19 protein-coding genes, 1 pseudogene and 1 riboswitch are annotated in these 18,124 nt (G+C 54.5%); of the genes and pseudogenes, 7 read left to right on the top strand and 13 right to left on the bottom strand.

The features are described from left to right. Positions 1 to 149: 149 nt before the first annotated feature. Positions 150 to 1,097, bottom strand: a complete 948-nt coding sequence (locus tag ACSZPU_RS14800) for a PfkB family carbohydrate kinase (RefSeq protein WP_499000135.1) — start codon at positions 1,095 to 1,097, stop codon at positions 150 to 152. Between the two features lie 48 nt (positions 1,098 to 1,145). Further along, on the bottom strand, positions 1,146 to 2,579 hold the full coding sequence (locus ACSZPU_RS14795; RefSeq protein ID WP_499000129.1) for a glycoside hydrolase family 32 protein: 1,434 nt from the start codon (positions 2,577 to 2,579) through the stop codon (positions 1,146 to 1,148). Between the two features lie 370 nt (positions 2,580 to 2,949). Here ACSZPU_RS14795 and ACSZPU_RS14790 point away from each other — a divergent pair, with 370 nt between their 5' ends. Then, a complete protein-coding gene (locus ACSZPU_RS14790; protein WP_499000126.1) occupies positions 2,950 to 3,945 on the top strand; it encodes a LacI family DNA-binding transcriptional regulator in 996 nt (331 codons plus the stop codon). A gap of 45 nt (positions 3,946 to 3,990) precedes the next feature. Here the strand turns inward: ACSZPU_RS14790 and ACSZPU_RS14785 are convergent, their stop codons facing one another. Then, positions 3,991 to 4,977 carry an MFS transporter gene (locus ACSZPU_RS14785; protein ID WP_499000125.1) on the bottom strand — a complete coding sequence of 329 codons (987 nt, stop codon included), beginning with the start codon at positions 4,975 to 4,977 and terminating at the stop codon, positions 3,991 to 3,993. On the opposite strand from ACSZPU_RS14785, the gene ACSZPU_RS14780 reads away from it, so the two are divergent. After that, positions 4,895 to 5,188 (top strand): DUF5605 domain-containing protein, encoded by a 294-nt coding sequence (locus ACSZPU_RS14780; RefSeq protein ID WP_499000123.1) that lies wholly within the window; start codon positions 4,895 to 4,897, stop codon positions 5,186 to 5,188. The genes ACSZPU_RS14785 and ACSZPU_RS14780 overlap by 83 nt on opposite strands. A gap of 64 nt (positions 5,189 to 5,252) precedes the next feature. Here the strand turns inward: ACSZPU_RS14780 and ACSZPU_RS14775 are convergent, their stop codons facing one another. The 7 genes and pseudogenes from ACSZPU_RS14775 to nudF form a co-directional block, all read right to left on the bottom strand. Next, positions 5,253 to 5,591 (bottom strand): DUF1869 domain-containing protein, encoded by a 339-nt coding sequence (locus ACSZPU_RS14775; protein WP_499000120.1) that lies wholly within the window; start codon positions 5,589 to 5,591, stop codon positions 5,253 to 5,255. A 10-nt stretch (positions 5,592 to 5,601) separates the two neighbouring features. Further along, a pseudogene (locus tag ACSZPU_RS14770) lies at positions 5,602 to 5,921 on the bottom strand (TehB family protein). Between the two features lie 245 nt (positions 5,922 to 6,166). Then, on the bottom strand, positions 6,167 to 8,059 hold the full coding sequence (parE, locus tag ACSZPU_RS14765) for a DNA topoisomerase IV subunit B (RefSeq protein ID WP_499000134.1): 1,893 nt from the start codon (positions 8,057 to 8,059) through the stop codon (positions 6,167 to 6,169). 41 nt (positions 8,060 to 8,100) lie between these two features. Next, positions 8,101 to 8,676 carry an esterase YqiA gene (yqiA, locus tag ACSZPU_RS14760; protein ID WP_499000119.1) on the bottom strand — a complete coding sequence of 192 codons (576 nt, stop codon included), beginning with the start codon at positions 8,674 to 8,676 and terminating at the stop codon, positions 8,101 to 8,103. After that, positions 8,676 to 9,503 (bottom strand): 3',5'-cyclic-AMP phosphodiesterase, encoded by an 828-nt coding sequence (cpdA, locus tag ACSZPU_RS14755; RefSeq protein ID WP_499000117.1) that lies wholly within the window; start codon positions 9,501 to 9,503, stop codon positions 8,676 to 8,678. Before cpdA ends, yqiA begins: the two co-directional genes overlap by 1 nt. A gap of 24 nt (positions 9,504 to 9,527) precedes the next feature. After that, complete coding sequence (locus tag ACSZPU_RS14750; protein WP_039078096.1) at positions 9,528 to 9,950, bottom strand: DUF1249 family protein; 423 nt, start codon at positions 9,948 to 9,950, stop codon at positions 9,528 to 9,530. After that, positions 9,947 to 10,579, bottom strand: coding sequence for an ADP-ribose diphosphatase (nudF, locus tag ACSZPU_RS14745; protein ID WP_499000113.1), 633 nt, complete (start codon positions 10,577 to 10,579; stop codon positions 9,947 to 9,949). Before nudF ends, ACSZPU_RS14750 begins: the two co-directional genes overlap by 4 nt. 205 nt (positions 10,580 to 10,784) lie before the next feature. Between nudF and tolC the strand changes: the two genes are divergently transcribed. From tolC to ACSZPU_RS14730, 3 genes are all read left to right on the top strand, one after another. Continuing rightward, the gene (tolC, locus tag ACSZPU_RS14740; RefSeq protein WP_499000110.1) at positions 10,785 to 12,239 is read left to right on the top strand and encodes an outer membrane channel protein TolC; all 1,455 of its coding nucleotides are present in this window, start codon (positions 10,785 to 10,787) and stop codon (positions 12,237 to 12,239) included. Between the two features lie 160 nt (positions 12,240 to 12,399). Then, positions 12,400 to 13,071, top strand: coding sequence for a DUF1190 family protein (locus ACSZPU_RS14735; RefSeq protein WP_499000108.1), 672 nt, complete (start codon positions 12,400 to 12,402; stop codon positions 13,069 to 13,071). 5 nt (positions 13,072 to 13,076) lie between these two features. Next, positions 13,077 to 14,237, top strand: coding sequence for a glutathionylspermidine synthase family protein (locus tag ACSZPU_RS14730; RefSeq protein ID WP_499000131.1), 1,161 nt, complete (start codon positions 13,077 to 13,079; stop codon positions 14,235 to 14,237). Positions 14,238 to 14,293: 56 nt separating this feature from the next. On the opposite strand, the gene ygiD is transcribed toward ACSZPU_RS14730, so the two are convergent. Then, the gene (gene ygiD, locus ACSZPU_RS14725; RefSeq protein ID WP_499000106.1) at positions 14,294 to 15,082 is read right to left on the bottom strand and encodes a 4,5-DOPA-extradiol-dioxygenase; all 789 of its coding nucleotides are present in this window, start codon (positions 15,080 to 15,082) and stop codon (positions 14,294 to 14,296) included. Between the two features lie 196 nt (positions 15,083 to 15,278). Between ygiD and zupT the strand changes: the two genes are divergently transcribed. Next, positions 15,279 to 16,058: a zinc transporter ZupT gene (gene zupT / locus ACSZPU_RS14720; protein WP_499000104.1), complete on the top strand. Its 780-nt coding sequence runs from the start codon at positions 15,279 to 15,281 to the stop codon at positions 16,056 to 16,058. 22 nt (positions 16,059 to 16,080) lie between these two features. On the opposite strand, the gene ACSZPU_RS14715 is transcribed toward zupT, so the two are convergent. Then, positions 16,081 to 16,383: a hypothetical protein gene (locus ACSZPU_RS14715; protein WP_499000101.1), complete on the bottom strand. Its 303-nt coding sequence runs from the start codon at positions 16,381 to 16,383 to the stop codon at positions 16,081 to 16,083. A 193-nt stretch (positions 16,384 to 16,576) separates the two neighbouring features. Continuing rightward, positions 16,577 to 17,230, bottom strand: a complete 654-nt coding sequence (ribB, locus tag ACSZPU_RS14710; RefSeq protein WP_499000098.1) for a 3,4-dihydroxy-2-butanone-4-phosphate synthase — start codon at positions 17,228 to 17,230, stop codon at positions 16,577 to 16,579. 106 nt (positions 17,231 to 17,336) lie between these two features. Next, a riboswitch (FMN riboswitch) is annotated at positions 17,337 to 17,486 on the bottom strand. A gap of 123 nt (positions 17,487 to 17,609) precedes the next feature. Between ribB and ubiK the strand changes: the two genes are divergently transcribed. Beyond that, positions 17,610 to 17,915, top strand: coding sequence for a ubiquinone biosynthesis accessory factor UbiK (gene ubiK / locus ACSZPU_RS14705; protein WP_499000097.1), 306 nt, complete (start codon positions 17,610 to 17,612; stop codon positions 17,913 to 17,915). The last annotated feature ends 209 nt before the right edge of the window (positions 17,916 to 18,124 follow it).

The following is an 18,124-nucleotide window of genomic DNA, read 5'->3' as shown; positions in this document are numbered from 1 at the left end:
TTCAGGCAACCGTCTGTGGTGTTTGCAGAGCTAAGATTGGCGGCTTAGCGTTGCACTTCGGAGTTGAATCCGCCAACCACCAAGAGTGATATCGCGATTTGCCGTATAAGATTCAGCCTTGCCTGCGTCCTGCACGAATAACCTGTGCGTTAGCCTTTTTGTTCAACCTCCAGCGGCGGATGCGACGCGATAAATGCCTCCAGTTGTTGTCTGTCCGGTAACGCGCTGAGCGCCCCTTTTTGTGTCGTTGCCAGTGCACCGCAGGCGCTGGCCTGCGTTACCATCGCGCTGAGTTCATGCGGCGTCGTCGGCCAGCCGCGACTGGCGATAGCACTCAAGAGACCCGCCATAAAGGCATCTCCGGCACCGGTGGTGTCCAGACTATCAACCCGGTAGCCCGCAAAATGGAAAACCTGCTCCTGCCAGATCACCAGCGCCCCCTGCGCACCGCAGGTCATGATCTTTATCCGCGCCGGATAATCGGCAATGCGTGCCAATGCGGTCGTAAAATCAACGCTTTCCGTTAGCCCATACCACTCCTCTTCCGACATTTTGAGGATATCTACTTGCCGGGCCGCCTGGCGCACAGCGTCGTACATCGTCTGCTCGTCATGCCACATCTGCGCGCGCAAATTCAGATCAAAACTGAGTAAGCCACCCGCATCTCTGACCTGCTCCATCGCCTGTTCCAGCGCACAGCGGCAAGCCGGCGCGACCAGAGCGAGAGAGCAGAAATGCAGAAGATCGTGGTCAAAAACCGGCAGCGTTTCCGATGTCAAAAACTGATCGGCACAGGGGTTAACCAGGAAATCAAAGTAGCGATCGCCCCGCCCATCCAGTGACACCAGCACCGTACTGGTATGCCGTACCGCATCCCGTTGCACACAGCGGGTACCCACACCATTGTCATTCATCGTACGACAGAGAAAATCGCCAAATGCATCACGACCCACGCGCCCAATAAACCCACTTGTCTGCTCTAATCGCGCAATGCCAACGGCCACATTTACCGGCGCACCGCCCGCACAAGCCTGATATTGCATGTCTGACAGCGGCAAAAGATCGACCACCGCATCACCCAGCGTCCAGATATTCATCATTCCATCTCAATTGTTATGACCATCCAGAGATGGTCGGTAAATCACTTAGCTCTTCATTTCCCAGGCGCACGCCTGACGCACACGCGCATGACCGTTCTGGCTGAACAGCGAGAGTTCGCGTCTGTGTGGGTCGGGATAAATGCGGCTACTGAGGGCAAACTCGCCGTCATTAACGAACACTTCCAGCGACGAGCTATCAATAAAGATGCGCAACTGGAGTTGTTCGCCCGCCGATAGCGGTACACTGCGGTTCCCCGTCAGTTCCCACTGCGGATAATCACGCGCCAGCACAAGACGACTCGCCTGGTTGTCGACATACAGACGCGCACCGTCTCCCAGCCGCAGGCCGTAACATTCCGCATCACTGCACGAGAGATCCCATGTAAGCAGCACTTCCAGCGCGCTGGCGTGCTCTGTCACCACCAGCGTTTGGTTGCACAGTTCACTGACCGGCCAGGGGAATTGCTTGCCGCGTAACGTTTCCAGCTCTTTCACCGGATTCATGCGTAGCGTGGCATCTTCCGATAGCGTGAGCTCGCGTGGGAGTGAAAGCATGCCTGCCCAGCCGTCGGCTTTCTCCGGCATTGGCGATTCCCACATGGCCAGCCAGCCCATGACAATGCGGCGGCCATCCGGGGTGGTAAAACTTTGCGGGGCGTAAAAATCATGTCCCCGATCCAGTTCCTGAAAAGGCTGCGTGGCGATAAACGGCATGCCCGGGTGCCACTGACCAACGATGTAACCATTCTGGTAAAGGTTGCGATAGTGATACCCCTCAGCCGCCACGCCCTGCGGTGAGAACATCAGGATTTGTTGGCCGCCAAGCGAGAAGAGGTCCGGGCACTCCCACATATAGCCCAGCGAACCATCGGCCTGCTTAATGCTGCTTTCATATTCCCAGTGGCGAAGGTCCGCAGAATGGTAGAGCTGCACTTCGCCAATATCGCCGCGCCGCGCGCCAACCGCCATGTACCAGTCACCTCCCTCGCGCCAGACTTTGGGATCGCGGAAATGGTGCATCCCGGCGGGAGTATCAATTACCTGCCCCTGGCGCTGAAACGTCAGGCCATCGGTGCTGGTTGCCAGACACTGCACCTGGTAAAGGTTGTCATCCGTCGGCTGTCCGGCAAATTTATGTCCGGTATAGATCAGCACCAGGTTATCGCCCTCTACCACCGCCGAGCCGGAAAAACAGCCGTCTTTGTCTTCCGGCCCTTCCGGAGCAAGCGCCACGGGCAGATGCTCCCAGCGCACCATGTCGCGGCTACGCGCATGCCCCCAGTGCATCGGCCCCCAGACAGGAGAATACGGGTGGTGCTGGTAGAAGGCGTGAAAGTAGCCGTCAAACCAGGTTAATCCATTCGGATCGTTCATCCAGCCTACCGGGGGGGCGAGATGGTATTGCGGATACCAGCGTGGGTTCACCCCGTCTTTTGTTGCATTAATGGCGTTATTTGCCGCTGTTAAGAGTGATGTCATTGCAACCTGCTTATTGATTGAGTTTCAAACGTGAGCCAGAAATCCAGGCAGCACCGTGCCCGCAGGCGTATTGCCCACTACTAAAGCGCGGTTCTCAGGAATAAAAACGGGATGGCGTATTAATCAGTTTGTTCGTGCATAGCGGTCGTTTCCTTAAGCTGATAGCAAAAAGATAACGTTAACATTTAACCTCTTCATGCAATGTTTCCCGCCCTTGTGATGTTAATCACAAAAGTTAACGTTAACATTGATGTATTGTAACCGTGATCTCATTTTTCACACCGCGCGAGCCGGTTTGCAGGTAGCGCGACGCGGCAGAGACTGGATAATGTGCCGCCGGGCGGAAACAGTAAGGACAAATGCGGAGAATATGGCTTCTTTAAAAGATGTGGCGAAGTTAGCAAACGTGTCATTGATGACCGTCTCGAGGGCGATCAACGAACCTCAGCGTCTTAAGCCTGAGACCCTGGAACGGGTCATGGCCGCCGTTGAACAGCTTAATTATGTGTCTGATCTCTCGGCAAAAAAAATTCGTGGGGGCAAATCGACGTTGAACACGATTGGCGTGCTGGCGCTGGATACCATGACCACGCCCTTCTCTGTAGAAATCACCCTCTCTATTGAAGAAACCGCACGCGCACATGGCTGGAACAGCCTGCAGGTCAATATGTTCAGCAGTGACAGCCCGGAAAAGGTGGTCGACTTACTGCTGGCGCACCGCCCTGATGGCATCATCTATACCACTATGGGACTGCGAAAGGTTCCCGTACCGGACAAACTGCGCACGCTGCCCTGCGTGCTGGCAAACTGCGAAAGTCTGACGGGTAAGCTGGCAAGCTACATTCCGGATGACGAACAGGGCCAGTATCTTGGCGTGAAGGCGTTGATCCAGTCCGGACATCGCCACTTTCTGTGTATTCATCTGCCGCAAGAAATTGTCGCCACTCATCGTCGTCGTACGGGGCTGGAACGCGCCTGCCAGGAGTCGGGAATCGACCCGGATAGCCTGTTTCATCATTATCTGCCGCCAGGCGATCAGCATCATATTGATACTGTTGAAATTCTCGCTCGCTACCTTAACGGCAAGAAACCGCCCTTCGATGCGATTGTCTGCGGGAATGACCGCGTCGCGTTTGTGGTGTATCAGGTGCTGTTAGCCAAAGGGCTGCGCATTCCGCAAGATGTCGCCGTACTGGGTTACGACAATATGGTGGGGACGGGAGAGCTGTTTGTACCACCGCTATCGACAGTACAACTGCCGCATTATGAGATAGGCCGTCTCAGCGCGTTGCATATCATTAATGGCGAGACGCATCAGGATACCGTGCGCGTCGATAGCCCCTATCTTCCCCGCCAGTCTCTGTAAACCAGACCGTGCTGGAGGTGGGTTAGCGCCACCTCCAGCGTCTGCTTATTTTGCCACCGTGCGGGCAAGCGTGGTTTTCGGCTCGCTTTCCAGCTTAAACATCATCAGCAATATCAGGCTGATGCCGTGGAAGATGGCAGGTACGCCCGCAATTAAAAAGAGAATGGCTTTCATGGTTTCCGGGCTGACGGCTTCGCCCGCTCTGTAGCCGCTGGCGGAAAGCACCAGGCCGACCATCCCGCCCGCCAGCGCCAGGCCAACTTTCATTGAGAACAGCGTGCCCGCCGCCACCACGCCAGACATTTTAATTCCCGAGCGGGCCTCGCAATAATCAGCGCAGTCGGAAGGCAACGCCCAGGCGGTAATCGCCCCCAGCCCAGCCAGCAGTACCGACACCACCAGCAACGCGCAGGCCAGGCCAATCTGCCCTGGATTAACAAAGTACAGACACAGCGCCGCCACGCCGCCGCCAAGCTGTGCCGCTTTGAGCGTACCGAGCTTCGACAGCACGCCGCGTTTGATAAGCTGAATGGCAATCATCGGCGCAATAATCCCGGCAATCGCCGTCGTAGAGAGCAGCCCGGAAACAAAGCTGTCGCCACGCTCCAGGAAGTACTTCACGAAGTAGATGGTCACGCTGCCCTTAATCACAAACGCAATGGAACTGGTGATTTTGAAGATGTAGAAAATCACCACCGGCTTCGCTTTCATCATCACCCGCAGCTGCTTACCAAACGGCACCTGCTCACTCTCCAGTTTCACCTGATAGCGCTCTTTGGTACCCCAGAAGCAGAGCAGCATAAACGCCGTCGCCAGAATGGCGATAAAGCTCATCGCCATCATGTACGCCTGCGCCTCATTGGTTTTGCCATACCAGGCAACAAACATCGGCACCACGGTCGAGCAGATCAGGAAGGCCATTTTCGCCAGCGGGAAACGTATCGCGTTCTTGCGCCAGCTACTGGAAGAAGGAGCGGCTAAACGGCTCGCGCCAGTCCCGTGGGGAAGCCACTGGGATACCTCGATGGGCATGAGCGACGAGCGCTGGGGGCTGTTCTATTTTGGCGACCACTGCCCGGGCTACAAAATGATGACCATGCTGCCGCCGGACAGCGTGTGGAAGGTCGATATCATCGATACCTGGGAAATGACCATTACGCCTGTTGCTCAGGAAATTCGTCAGGGCGATAAGCTTGAGCTGCCGGGGAAACCCTGGATAGCGCTGCGCCTGCAACGCCTGTAATCAGATTCGCCGCCTGGTCAGTCGCACTGGCCGGGCTGGCGATCCTTGCTATATCAGAAGCGACTTACCATCCGCAGACGTTGGTCTCCTCGTCAGACTCATAGCCACGGACGATATTGATCAGATCTTTGGCCGCATCTGCCGCCACGGTGGCGTCCTGCAATTCTGCCAGCGTAGAGAAATCTTTATCCACTGACACGCCGTTATTGTTATTGGTCACCGTCAGGATGAAACCCTTCTCGCTGGCACTCTTGTCCGCCAGCTTTTCAACGAGCTCTGCCACCGCCGCCACCGCGACATTCGGCACGTAGAGCGCCATCGGTTTCAGATACACTTTTTCTGCCGTTGTTTTACTGCCGCGGTTTGTGACGGCCAGAGAATAGCCTTGGTTTTCCGTTGTCATGACATCCACCTCAACCTTCAATCAGTACGTTGGGATCGACCCAAAAATCGACGTTGAATACCGTATCGTCCGATAACGCTTCAATGCGGTGCCACTTTTCTGCCGGAACCCGGCTTCGATGGTTAACGTGTCCACAGGCTCCGGGCTGGTTTCATCCGCATAGCCGTAATAGCGGATCATCCCCTGCATGACGGACAAACGCGGGTTCACCCCCTGGCGCGTACCAGCATCCAGATGTCGCTGCCAGATTGAGGCGGGCGCGGTCTCTTTCGTCCATAACGGCGTTGAGCGCACGTGCACATAATGGGTAGGTATAACAATGCGTTGCATGTTTCATCCTCTTATTGCGTGGTTGTCGGGAGAAACTATATGTTGCGTATGGTATACCCCTTTAAAAGCCGAACGTGAGCGACCTGAAGAGGTAGGTGGGAGGGTAATCAAAAGCAGGATGTAGAAAATAATATAAAAATCAAAAAGCTATTAAAATTCACTCATGGTAAACGCGAGAGGAATAGCGCACTCAGGGTAAAAAAATACCCGCACAGAGGCGGGCATTTCTATTCAGGCTGGCGGGTTTAGACTTCAATATCCGCCATGTCGCCTTTTTCCTGCAGCCAGTTACGACGGTCTTCCGAGCGCTTCTTGGCCAGCAGCATATCCATCATCGCATTGGTACGCTGATCGTCTTCATCGCTGATAATCAGCTGCACCAGGCGGCGGGTGTTCGGATCCAGCGTCGTTTCACGCAGCTGCATCGGGTTCATTTCACCCAGACCTTTAAAGCGCTGCACGTTCGGTTTGCCTTTCTTACGCTTGAGCTGCTCCAGCACGCCTGTCTTCTCTTCTTCCGTCAGGGCGTAGTAAACCTCTTTGCCCAGATCGATACGGTAGAGCGGCGGCAGCGCAACGTAGACGTGACCATGTTTCACCAGCGTACGGAAGTGCTTCACAAACAGCGCGCACAGCAGCGTGGCGATGTGCAGGCCGTCCGAGTCGGCATCCGCCAGAATACAGATCTTGCCGTAACGCAGCTGGCTCAGATCGTCGCTGTCCGGATCGATACCGATCGCCACGGAGATATCATGCACTTCCTGCGAAGCCAGAACCTCGTCGGAGGAGACTTCCCAAGTATTAAGGATCTTACCTTTCAGCGGCATGATCGCCTGATATTCACGATCGCGCGCCTGCTTGGCAGAACCGCCCGCCGAATCCCCTTCCACCAGGAACAGCTCGGTACGGTTGAGATCCTGCGCGGTACAGTCAGCAAGCTTGCCTGGCAGCGCTGGGCCACTGGTGAGCTTTTTACGTACCACCTTCTTCGCCGCACGCAGGCGACGCTGGGCGCTGGAGATCGCCATTTCCGCCAGCATCTCTGCGGCCTGGACGTTCTGGTTCAGCCACAGGCTAAAAGCATCTTTCACCACTCCGGAAACGAAGGCCGCACACTGGCGCGATGACAGGCGCTCTTTGGTCTGCCCGGCGAACTGCGGATCCTGCATCTTCACCGACAGCACATACGCACAGCGATCCCAGATGTCTTCTGCCGATAGCTTCACGCCACGCGGCAGAATGTTGCGGTATTCGCAAAACTCACGCATCGCATCGAGCAGGCCCTGGCGCAGACCGTTTACATGGGTACCGCCCTGCATGGTCGGGATCAGATTGACGTAGCTTTCCGTCAGTAGCTCGCCGCCTTCCGGCAACCAGAGCAGCGCCCAGTCTACCGCTTCGGTTTCAGCGGAAAAATTGCCAATAAACGGTTTTTCCGGCAGTGTCGGCAGGCCGTTGACCGCTTCGGCCAGGTAGTCGTTCAGACCGTCCTGATAGCACCAGCGCTGCTCGGTGTTGTTCACCTCATCTTTGAAGGTGATTTCCACGCCCGGGCACAATACGGCTTTCGCTTTCAGCAGATGCGAAAGGCGAGAGACAGAAAAACGTGGGCTGTCGAAGAATTGCTCGTCCGGCCAGAAGTGAACGCTGGTACCGGTATTGCGTTTTCCGCAGGTGCCAACCACATTCAGATCCTGCACCTTATCGCCATTTTCGAATGCGATATTGTAAATCTGCCCGTCGCGCTTCACGTTAACTTCAACACGGCGAGACAAGGCGTTCACCACGGAAATCCCTACGCCGTGCAGACCACCGGAGAACTGATAGTTCTTGTTGGAAAACTTACCGCCCGCGTGCAGGCGACAGAGGATCAGTTCGACCGCAGGCACGCCCTCTTCCGGGTGGATATCCACCGGCATGCCGCGACCATCGTCAATCACTTCCAGGGATTGATCGGCGTGCAGAATGACATCCACGCGCTTCGCGTGGCCTGCCAGCGCTTCATCCACACTGTTATCAATAACTTCCTGACCAAGGTGGTTGGGACGGGTGGTATCGGTATACATCCCCGGACGGCGGCGAACCGGCTCAAGCCCGGTGAGTACCTCTATGGCATCAGCGTTATAGGATTGCGTCATGGTGTGTTCGTAGATAGTGACCGCATCGTTTCCTCGCTGGCTCAACGAAGCCCAAGGAAATCGACAATCTGTGTGAAATGATTCTCAAAGCCCACAAATGCATGATTACCGCCCTCTTCTACCGTTTGACGACATGCGTCGTAATAAGCCACGGCCTGGCGGTAATCCAGCACTTCATCCCCCGTTTGTTGCAGTAGCCAGATTAAATCCGGCGCATCCAACGGGTCGACCTGCATCACTTTGAGCTCGTAAATATGGCGAGACTCTAGCACATATTGCTCCCCGGTGTAGGGGTTCTCGTTGTTGCCAAGGAACTCGGCCAGTAATTCAAACGGGCGAACGGCGGGATTCACCACCACCGCAGGCAGCGTAAAACACTGTGAGAGCCAGGTTGCGTAGTAGCCCCCGAGGGACGAACCGACAATGCCCAGCGGCTGGCCGCCATGTTGCATCACCAGCGATTCGAGCAGCTCCGCAGCCTGCGCCGGATAAGCCGGCAACTGAGGAACGACAACGTTGATATCGGGGTAATGTTCAGCCAGCCAGTGGCGGAACTGCGTTGCTTTCGCAGAACGTGGCGAGCTATTAAAACCATGCAAATAAAGAAGCGTGGCCATCAGTATCCTTCTGACGCGGTATCCGGGTTGAACCGCGCGCTTTGCAAACGACAGACCTCAGTTTGCAGGCTTCCGTCCGGGTACAGATCCAACCAGCGCCAGCCTGGCGCGATTGTGTCGAGCGTAAAGTTGGCACAATGCGGTTTAAACTGCACGCAGGTCGATGGCGTCGCCAGCAGGCGGCGGCCATTCCAGTCGAGGTCCAGCTCCTGGTGAATATGCCCGCATAACAGATAGCGAACATGGGGGAAACGCGCCAGCACGTTATCCAGCTCTGCGGCATTGCGCAGGCTGTGTTGATCCAACCAGCTACATCCCGAAGGCAACGGGTGATGATGTAACAGCAATAGCGTATGACGTTCAGGGCTGGCTGCCAGTTTTTTCTCCAGCCAGTCGAGCTGGAATTCGCTCAGCCCACCGTGCGGAACACCAAATACCTGACTGTCGAGCAGAAGGATTTGCCAGTTGTCGCCTGTGATAACCCGTTTGGAGGAGGAAATGCCAGCTTCCTGGAGCGCGGTGTACATCGCCGGTTGAAAATCATGATTGCCCGGCAGCCAAACGCAAGGCGCGCCAAATCTTGCGATACCCTCAGCAAAATGCTGATAGGCCGCAGCGGATTGATCCTGCGCCAGGTCGCCCGTGGCGACAATCAAATCACACTCACGCTGCTGGGCCGCAATGGCATCCAGTACGGCCTGATAGCTTTCCCAGGTATTCACACCTAACAGCGTTTCATGCTTTGCGGCAAACAGGTGAGTATCAGTAATTTGTAATATCCTGACTCTGGCCCCACCAGCCAGAGGAAGGTTTAACAGGCTTTCCAAATGGTGTCCTTAGGTTTCACTACGCTAACAAACCGGAATCGCCATTGCTCCATGTGCTAAACAGTAACGTAGCCAGTCGGCCAGAAACTGATTAATTTGATGCTTTTCGTCGCGTTGATGCAACTTTTTATTCGGATAATCATAACGCGCCTTAAAACGAAAGATCTGCTGACTCGAACACACTTCGGCCACCATCGCATCGTGATACAGGCGCACCGTCATTGACGGCAGGCTCCAGTAGCTCACGGCTGGCAGGGTCTGCTCGATTTCCACAAGCGTAGTGTAGCGGGTGGATTCGACAATCGTTAACCGGTATTGCGCATTCGCCACCTGATAGCTCACTGTTTCGCCTGCCTCGTCGTTACGCGGCAGCAGGCGGCGGAGCTGCGCGAAATTGGTCTCGCACAGGCGCATCATTTCAGGGAAGTCAGGTGTATAACGCTTCATTTTTTCCACTCGTTTCGTAAGCTCTCATAATGCAGTTGCAGCCATTGCAGGGCGATGACAGACGCTGCGTTGTCGATTTTCCCCTCTTCAACCAACTGATAAGCCTGCTCCCGGCTCACCACATGAACACGAATGTCTTCGTTTTCATCCACCAGACCGTGAATACCTTCGGCCTGCGTGGCGTCCACTTCGCCAACCAATATAGATAAGCGCTCGCTGGTGCCGCCAGGACTTGCCAGATAGCTCAACATTTTCTTCACGCGACCGACTGTCAGCCCCGCTTCTTCTTCCGCCTCGCGCCGAACGACATCTTCGACAGATTCGCCCTCTTCAATCATGCCGGCCACCATCTCCAGCAACCACGGGCTTTCGCTGGTATCAAATGCGGCGATGCGAATCTGTTCAACCAGCACGACTTCATCACGCACTGGGTCAAAGGGTAGCAAGACTGCGGCGTGACCGCGTTCAAAAATTTCACGTCGTACCTCACCGCTCATTTCACCGTTAAATAAACGGTGGCGAAAACGGTAGAGATCGAGCGAAAAAAAACCGCTGTAGAGAGTTTCCCGTGCAATAATTTCTACATCGTTTTTAGTGAAAGTCACAGCAGAGGTTTCTGGCTTACTCATGCGGATATCCTGTTCTTAAACAATGTTGATTTTGCGGTTTTCAAGCCCGTTTGACTGTCGTTTCAATCGCCATGTGATAGATTGGGGCAAATTTACGCCGGATGGCACGTTACGCCAACCTTCAGCGGTGGCGTTCTCTGTTAGAATCGGCGATTATTTCTAAATTTAGATCAGCGCTATTCATGCTTCACAACAAGGAATGCAAATGAAGAAATTGCTCCCCATCCTTATCGGCCTGAGCCTGACAGGTTTCAGCGCTATGAGCCAAGCAGAAAACCTGTTGCAGGTTTATCAGCAGGCGCGTTTAAGCAACCCCGATCTGCGTAAATCCGCCGCCGATCGTGATGCAGCTTTCGAGAAAATTAACGAAGCGCGCAGCCCGTTACTGCCACAGCTGGGTTTGGGTGCGGATTACACCTACGGCAATGGCTACCGCGACAACAATGGTGTGAACTCCAACGTCACCAGCGGCTCTCTGCAGCTTACGCAAACCTTGTTTGATATGTCCAAATGGCGTGCGTTGACGTTACAGGAAAAATCCGCAGGCATCCAGGATGTAACCTACCAGACCGATCAGCAGACGCTCATTCTGAATACCGCTACCGCCTATTTTAACGTACTGAGCGCGATTGACTCGCTCTCTTATACCGAAGCACAGAAACAGGCCATTTACCGTCAGTTGGATCAGACTACACAGCGTTTTAACGTAGGCCTGGTTGCCATTACTGACGTGCAGAACGCCCGTTCACAGTACGATACCGTGCTGGCGAACGAAGTCACTGCCCGCAACAACCTCGACAATGCCGTTGAGTCACTGCGCCAGGTCACCGGTAACTACTACCCGGAACTGGCATCGCTGAACGTTGATGGCTTCAAGACTGACAAACCGCAGGCGGTTAACACCCTGCTGAAAGACGCGGAAAGCCGCAACCTGGCGTTGCTGCAGGCACGTCTGAACCAGGATCTGGCGCGTGAACAAATTCGCCAGGCGCAGGATGGCCACCTGCCGACACTGGGGTTAACCGCTTCAACCAGCGTATCCAATACGAAATACAACGGTTCCGCGACCACTGGTGCTAATGCGCAGTCATATAAAGACCGCGATATCGGCCAGAACTCCGTTGGCCTGACCTTCTCTCTGCCACTGTACCAGGGCGGTCTGGTGAACTCTCAGGTCAAACAGGCGCAGTACAACTTCGTTGGCGCGAGCGAACAACTGGAAAGCGCACACCGCAGCGTTGTGCAGACCGTACGCTCTTCCTTTAACAACGTGAATGCCTCTATCAGCAGCATCAACGCGTATAAACAAGCCGTTGTGTCTGCTCAGAGCTCTCTGGATGCGATGGAAGCTGGCTACTCTGTGGGTACGCGTACCATCGTTGACGTGCTGGATGCGACCACCACGCTATATAACGCTAAGCAGCAGCTGTCCAGCGCACGTTACACTTACCTGATTAACCAGTTGAACATTAAATCAGCCCTCGGCACCCTGAACGAACAGGATCTACTGGCGCTGAACAGCACGCTGGGTAAATCCATCTCCACCTCGCCAGAAAACGTGGCGCCGGAGAACCCGGATCAGGAAGCGCGCGTGCAGAATATGGCAAACGGACAAGCGCCGCAGGCACAACCGGCAAGCGCGCGTAAGACCACGCACTAATTCGTTTTTTGCATCATTACCGTCACGGGGGCATTCAGCCCCCGTTTTTACGTAAGGCAACGTAAAGATCCCCTCTGCCGACCCGCATCCGGCTTCATTTTCAGACACTCATCCTCTATCCTGACCTTTTATCAATATCTGTGGGTCTCGGAAGACAAATATGAAACGGACAAAAAATATTAATCATGCGATGTTTCGCAAAAGCTGGGGCGCTCGTCACCTGACGCCCGTCGCGTTCGCCGTGACCGCCGTCTTTATGCTGGCAGGCTGCGAACAAAATGATGAAACGGTCAAAATGTACCAGAACGCTGATGACTGCTCGTCGGCAAACCCGGGCAAAAGCGCTGAATGTAAAACCACCTATGACAACGCAGTGAAAGAAGCAGCACGTACTGCGCCGAAGTATGCTTCACGCGAAGATTGCGTGGCGGAATTTGGCGAAGGCCAGTGCCAGCAAGCTCCTGCCCAGGCGGGTATGGCGCCAGAGAACCAGGCGCAGGCACAGCAATCCGGTGGCAGCTTCTGGATGCCACTGATGGCGGGCTACATGATGGGTCGTCTGATGGGCGGTGGCGCGGGCTACGCTCAGCAGCCGCTGTTCAGCTCCAAAAACCCGGCCAGCCCGGCCTATGGCCAGTACACCGATGCCAGCGGTAAGAATTATGGTGCAGCCCAGTCCGGGCGTACTGCAACGGTGTCGAAAACCGCAATGGCCCCTAAACCGGCAACCACCTCAACCATCACCCGCGGTGGCTTTGGCGAATCGGTGGCTAAACAAACCACCATGCAGCGTAGTGCCAGCGGCACCACCACACGCTCAATGGGCGGCTGATGACAATGGAAAGAATCAGCATTGTCGAACGCCCCGACTGGCGCGAGAAAGCCACCGAGTACGGCTTCAACTTTCACACCATGTATGGCGAGCCGTACTGGTGTGAAGACGCCTACTACAAGCTGACACTCGCCCAGGTGGAAAAACTGGAAGAGGTCACCGCCGAGCTTCACCAGATGTGCCTGCAGGTGGTGGATAAAGTTATCGGCAGCGACGAGCTACTGGCGAAGTTCCGCATTCCAAAGCACACCTGGAGCTTTGTTCGTCAGTCATGGAAAACCGGACAGCCTTCGCTCTATTCACGCCTCGACCTGGCGTGGGATGGCACCGGAGACCCTAAGCTGCTGGAAAATAATGCCGATACCCCTACCTCACTGTATGAGGCGGCGTTCTTTCAGTGGATCTGGCTGGAAGATCAGGTTGCGGCGGGCAACCTGCAGGAAGGCAGCGATCAGTTCAATAGCCTGCAAGAAAAACTGATTGAGCGTTTCGCCGAGCTACGTGAACAGCATGGCTTTAACCTGCTGCATTTCGCCTGCTGTCGCGATACGGTCGAAGATCGTGGTACCGTGCAATATCTGCAGGACTGCGCCGCCGAAGCGGACGTCGCCAGCGAGTTTCTGTATATCGAAGATATTGGCCTCGGGGAAAAAGGACAGTTTACGGATCTGCAGGATCAGGTGATCAGTAATCTGTTTAAGCTCTATCCCTGGGAGTACATGCTGCGCGAAGTGTTCTCGACCAAGCTGGAAGACGCAGGCGTACGCTGGCTGGAACCGGCGTGGAAGAGCATCATTTCGAACAAAGCGCTGCTACCGATGCTGTGGGAGATGTTCCCGAATCATCCGAATCTGCTGGCTGCTTATTTTGCCGAAGACGCCCATCCGGAAATGGACAAATACGTGGTTAAGCCGATCTTCTCTCGTGAAGGGGCGAACGTATCCATTATCGAAAATGGCAAAACGGTTGAAGCGGTCGAAGGCCCGTACGGCGAAGAAGGCATGATCGTCCAGCAATTCTGCCAGCTACCCAAGTATGGCGATAGCTACATGCTGATTGGCAGCTGGCTCATTAACGATCAACCGGCCGGGATTGGCATTCGTGAAGACCGCGCGTTGATCACTCAGGATCTGTCACGCTTCTATCCGCATATTTTCGTGGAATAACGCGTTGTTCGTCTGCCCATGCAAAAAACGGTAACCCGAGGGTTACCGTTTTGCATTTAGCCAATCTGTACCGACAGCATACTCAGGCTGCCCATCTCGATACCATCAACCGGAATGGTGATCGCTTCCTGACCATCCCACGCGCCCAGAACATAGAGCAGCGGCAGGAAATGGTCCGGCGTCGGGTTAGATAACGAACCACCTTCATGCGACATGTAGTTCACCAGCGGGTGCTGCTCGGTCGGCCCCTGCCACGTCAGGTTATCCTTCACAAATTCGTTGAAGGAGGTTGCCCACGGGTACGGCGAGCTATCACCATGCCAGCGTGCCGTGCGCAGGTTATGCACCACGTTACCGCTCGCCACCAGCATGATGCCTTCATCGCGCAGTGCTGCCAGCTTACGGCCGATTTCCATATGCCATGCGGCCGGTTTGGTGCTGTCGATGCTCAACTGCACCATCGGGATATCGGCATTCGGGTACATCTTGATCAGCACACCCCAGGAACCGTGGTCAAAACCCCAGGCTTCTTTATCCAGAGTAACCGGAACAGGTGCCAGCAAATCGACCAGATGCTGAGCCAGCGCCGGCGATCCTGGTGCCGGGTAATGCGTGTCATACAGTGCCTGTGGGAAACCACCAAAATCATGGATGGTTTTCGGTGCTTCCATTGCCGTCACCCCGGTGCCACGCGTAAACCAGTGTGCAGAGACCACCACAATGGCTTTCGGGCGCGGCAGCGTTTCGCCAAGCTGAGCCCAGGTGCGGGTATAAACGTTATCTTCCAGAACATTCATCGGGCTGCCGTGGCCCAAAAACAGTGCTGGCATACGAGGTGCAGACATGATGATATCCTTACTGAGTGTGTCATTTTGATGTACACACATTACGCTTTTTCATCAGACGATGAACTCAGATAAGTATGATGAAGATATTCAGATTTTTTGAATGTAAGAATTGCGTAAAGGTGATGCGGCGGCCTCGCTTTGGAATTCATTAATTCATAGCATTAATGAGAACTATTATCATAAGGAGTGATACATGTCAGCACCACTGATTCTGACGTTACTGGCAGGCGCAGCTACCTTTATCGGCGCCATTCTGGGAGTTGTGGGCCAGAAACCGTCAAACCGTGTACTGGCATTTTCGCTGGGATTCGCTGCCGGCATTATGCTGCTTATCTCCCTTATGGAAATGCTGCCAGCCGCGCTGGCAACCGAAGGCATGTCACCGATGCTCGGCTACGGCATGTTCGTCATCGGCCTGTTGGGCTACTTCGCGCTGGATCGCATGCTTCCCCATGCGCACCCGCAGGATTTAATGCAGGGCTCAGGCTCTGAACGTCCCGTCCAACGTAAGATCCAACGGACGGCGATCCTGCTGACGCTGGGCATCAGTCTGCACAATTTTCCGGAAGGTATCGCCACCTTTGTGACCGCCAGTAACGACCTCGAACTGGGCTTCGGAATCGCGCTGGCGGTGGCATTGCACAATATTCCTGAAGGACTTGCCGTTGCCGGGCCGGTCTATGCGGCAACCGGCTCGAAACGCACAGCCATCTTTTGGGCTGGCATTTCCGGGTTAGCGGAGATTCTGGGTGGGGTACTGGCCTGGTTGGTACTGGGCAGCCTGGTCTCCCCAATGGTAATGGCAGCCGTTATGGCGGCAGTGGCGGGGATCATGGTCGCGCTCTCAGTGGATGAACTGATGCCGCTGGCAAAAGAGATCGACCCCAACAACAACCCAAGCTATGGCGTACTGTGCGGGATGTCGGTCATGGGCCTGAGTCTGGTCGCGCTGCAGTCGATGGGATTCGGTTAACGCATTCAGGCGTTGCTCGCGCCTATTGAGCAACGCCGCTTCCGGAAGCCGCTTCGGGTTTCGCCCTCGCGTCTTCTTTTGCTTGCATAGCCTGAATAATCTGTAACGCGCGCTGGTAGCCTTCTTGCTGGGCGTCACGATCCTGACGGAAGGCCCGGCAATTGCGGCGCAGGCACATGATATGCGCGAACATCACGAATACGACGACAAAAAAACCGCACCAATAAATCAGCATATCCCCTCCAATGGAACCCACCTTAACAATCAAAAAGTCCAGGCTATTGTTCTGAAAGATAAAAATGGAAGACAATGCAGCAGACTCCACCCCATGTCGCCATATTTAACAAATCTGATGGTTACCACTTTATAAGTAGCGCGCCGTAGTATCCATTAGTGAGATCAACAAACGTCGAGAATCGCGAAGCAGGTTCTGTTCCGGCAAGGGAAAACGGGGAATTCAGGTATAAAAAAAACCGAATTCGGCTGCCCGGCCTCGGTTTTTCTCAACGCATTATCACTTAGCTGGCTTTGCGCTCATGCTCCTGGCGGTAGGCCACCAGGTCTTCAATTGTGATAACAGCCATGTTGTGTTCGCGGGCAAACGCGATACAGCCTGGCGCACGCGCCATTGAGCCGTCATCATTGGTCAGTTCACACAGTACGCCTGCAGGTTTGAAACCGGCCAGGGTTACCAGGTCAATGGTCGCTTCGGTATGACCGCCGCGCGTCAATACGCCACCCGGTTGCCCACGCAGTGGGAAAACGTGGCCAGGGCGATTTAAATCGGAAGGTTTAGCGCCATCAGCAATAGCGGCACGCACAGTAGTCACGCGGTCAGCAGCAGAAACACCGGTAGTCACACCTGTTGCGGCTTCGATGGTCACGGTAAAACCGGTACCGTACGCGCTGGTGTTGTTTTCGACCATCATTGGCAGATCAAGTTGTTTACGACGATCTTCGGTGATGCACAGGCACACAATGCCGCTACCATGACGAATAGTCAGCGCCATTTGTTCAACGGTCATGGTTTCCGCAGCAAAGATCATGTCACCTTCGTTTTCACGATCTTCATCATCAAGCACCATCACACCACGGCCTTCGCGCAGTGCAGTTAAAGCATGTTCAATACGTTCGAATGGCGTGCCAAAAGAAGTAAGCAGCGTCTGATTCATGGTAAAAGACCTCAATAAAGTTATGGTTACCAGAATCAGGGCAGTCTTAGGAGTGTCGCAGAGCGACAAAAAAATAACGCGAGCAGGCCTCCAGGCCCAACTGAATCGTTACTCTCTCCCATCCGGACTCTAACCGTCGGCCCCGGAATTACACCGGATCTGCTGACCTTTCGATTTTCATCGAAAGCGCTCGCGGGCTTTCAGCGTTCGCTGATTTACCGCCGGTGGGGAATTTCGCCCCGCCCTGAGAATAAGCGGGATAACTATAACGCTATTGATTACCTTCGGCAACGCATAACCTTCAAACAAATCTGGTTTATCGTCATGGCATATCACACTACAATAATTGTCAGAATCTATCCGAACAGGGAACTTACAAATGATTGACCCGAAAAAAATTGAACAGATTGCGCGTCAGGTCCACGAATCGATGCCAAAAGGGATTCGCGAGTTCGGGGAAGATGTAGAGAAAAAAATTCGCCAGACCCTGCAGGCACAGCTGACCCGCCTCGACCTGGTCAGCCGCGAAGAGTTTGATGTGCAAACGCAGGTCCTGCTGCGCACGCGTGAAAAACTGGCACTGCTGGAACAACGCCTGAGCGAGCTGGAAAACCGCAATGCGTCGGCAGAGGTGAAACCGGCCCCGGCTATTCCTCCCGTGGATGCTCCGGATACAAACGCCTAAGTAAATTCTGATACTTCCCCCCTCGTCGCCAGACGCACAGGGGTAATCGATAAGAATAATCCTCGATTACCCCTACAATATTCCGGTAAATCATCTGTATTTTTGTTATTCCGCATTCATGATATTATCGCCTTAGGGAAGGTGCGATTTAATCGGTGGGGTTCAGTGGAGTCCTTAGCTGTATTAGCCTTACCTTAGCTGAGCTGTAT

This window comes from Phytobacter sp. V69 (assembly GCF_965644215.1).
Classification (GTDB): Bacteria; Pseudomonadota; Gammaproteobacteria; order Enterobacterales; family Enterobacteriaceae; genus Phytobacter.
The sequence above is the reverse complement of the archived record's forward strand: the minus strand, read 5'-3'. Positions and strand labels throughout refer to the sequence as shown.

Bases quoted from the DNA above. Each gene is read 5' to 3' on its own strand.
- ACSZPU_RS14800 (WP_499000135.1), bottom strand. From the start codon at position 1,097: ATGAATATCTGGACGCTGGGTGATGCGGTGGTCGATCTTTTGCCGCTG.
- ACSZPU_RS14795 (WP_499000129.1), bottom strand. From the start codon at position 2,579: ATGACATCACTCTTAACAGCGGCAAATAACGCCATTAATGCAACAAAA.
- ACSZPU_RS14790 (WP_499000126.1), top strand. From the start codon at position 2,950: ATGGCTTCTTTAAAAGATGTGGCGAAGTTAGCAAACGTGTCATTGATG.
- ACSZPU_RS14785 (WP_499000125.1), bottom strand. From the start codon at position 4,977: ATGCCCATCGAGGTATCCCAGTGGCTTCCCCACGGGACTGGCGCGAGC.
- ACSZPU_RS14775 (WP_499000120.1), bottom strand. From the start codon at position 5,591: ATGACAACGGAAAACCAAGGCTATTCTCTGGCCGTCACAAACCGCGGC.
- parE (WP_499000134.1), bottom strand. From the start codon at position 8,059: ATGACGCAATCCTATAACGCTGATGCCATAGAGGTACTCACCGGGCTT.
- yqiA (WP_499000119.1), bottom strand. From the start codon at position 8,676: ATGGCCACGCTTCTTTATTTGCATGGTTTTAATAGCTCGCCACGTTCT.
- ACSZPU_RS14750 (WP_039078096.1), bottom strand. From the start codon at position 9,950: ATGAAGCGTTATACACCTGACTTCCCTGAAATGATGCGCCTGTGCGAG.
- nudF (WP_499000113.1), bottom strand. From the start codon at position 10,579: ATGAGTAAGCCAGAAACCTCTGCTGTGACTTTCACTAAAAACGATGTA.
- tolC (WP_499000110.1), top strand. From the start codon at position 10,785: ATGAAGAAATTGCTCCCCATCCTTATCGGCCTGAGCCTGACAGGTTTC.
- ACSZPU_RS14735 (WP_499000108.1), top strand. From the start codon at position 12,400: ATGAAACGGACAAAAAATATTAATCATGCGATGTTTCGCAAAAGCTGG.
- ACSZPU_RS14730 (WP_499000131.1), top strand. From the start codon at position 13,077: ATGGAAAGAATCAGCATTGTCGAACGCCCCGACTGGCGCGAGAAAGCC.
- ygiD (WP_499000106.1), bottom strand. From the start codon at position 15,082: ATGTCTGCACCTCGTATGCCAGCACTGTTTTTGGGCCACGGCAGCCCG.
- zupT (WP_499000104.1), top strand. From the start codon at position 15,279: ATGTCAGCACCACTGATTCTGACGTTACTGGCAGGCGCAGCTACCTTT.
- ribB (WP_499000098.1), bottom strand. From the start codon at position 17,230: ATGAATCAGACGCTGCTTACTTCTTTTGGCACGCCATTCGAACGTATT.
- ubiK (WP_499000097.1), top strand. From the start codon at position 17,610: ATGATTGACCCGAAAAAAATTGAACAGATTGCGCGTCAGGTCCACGAA.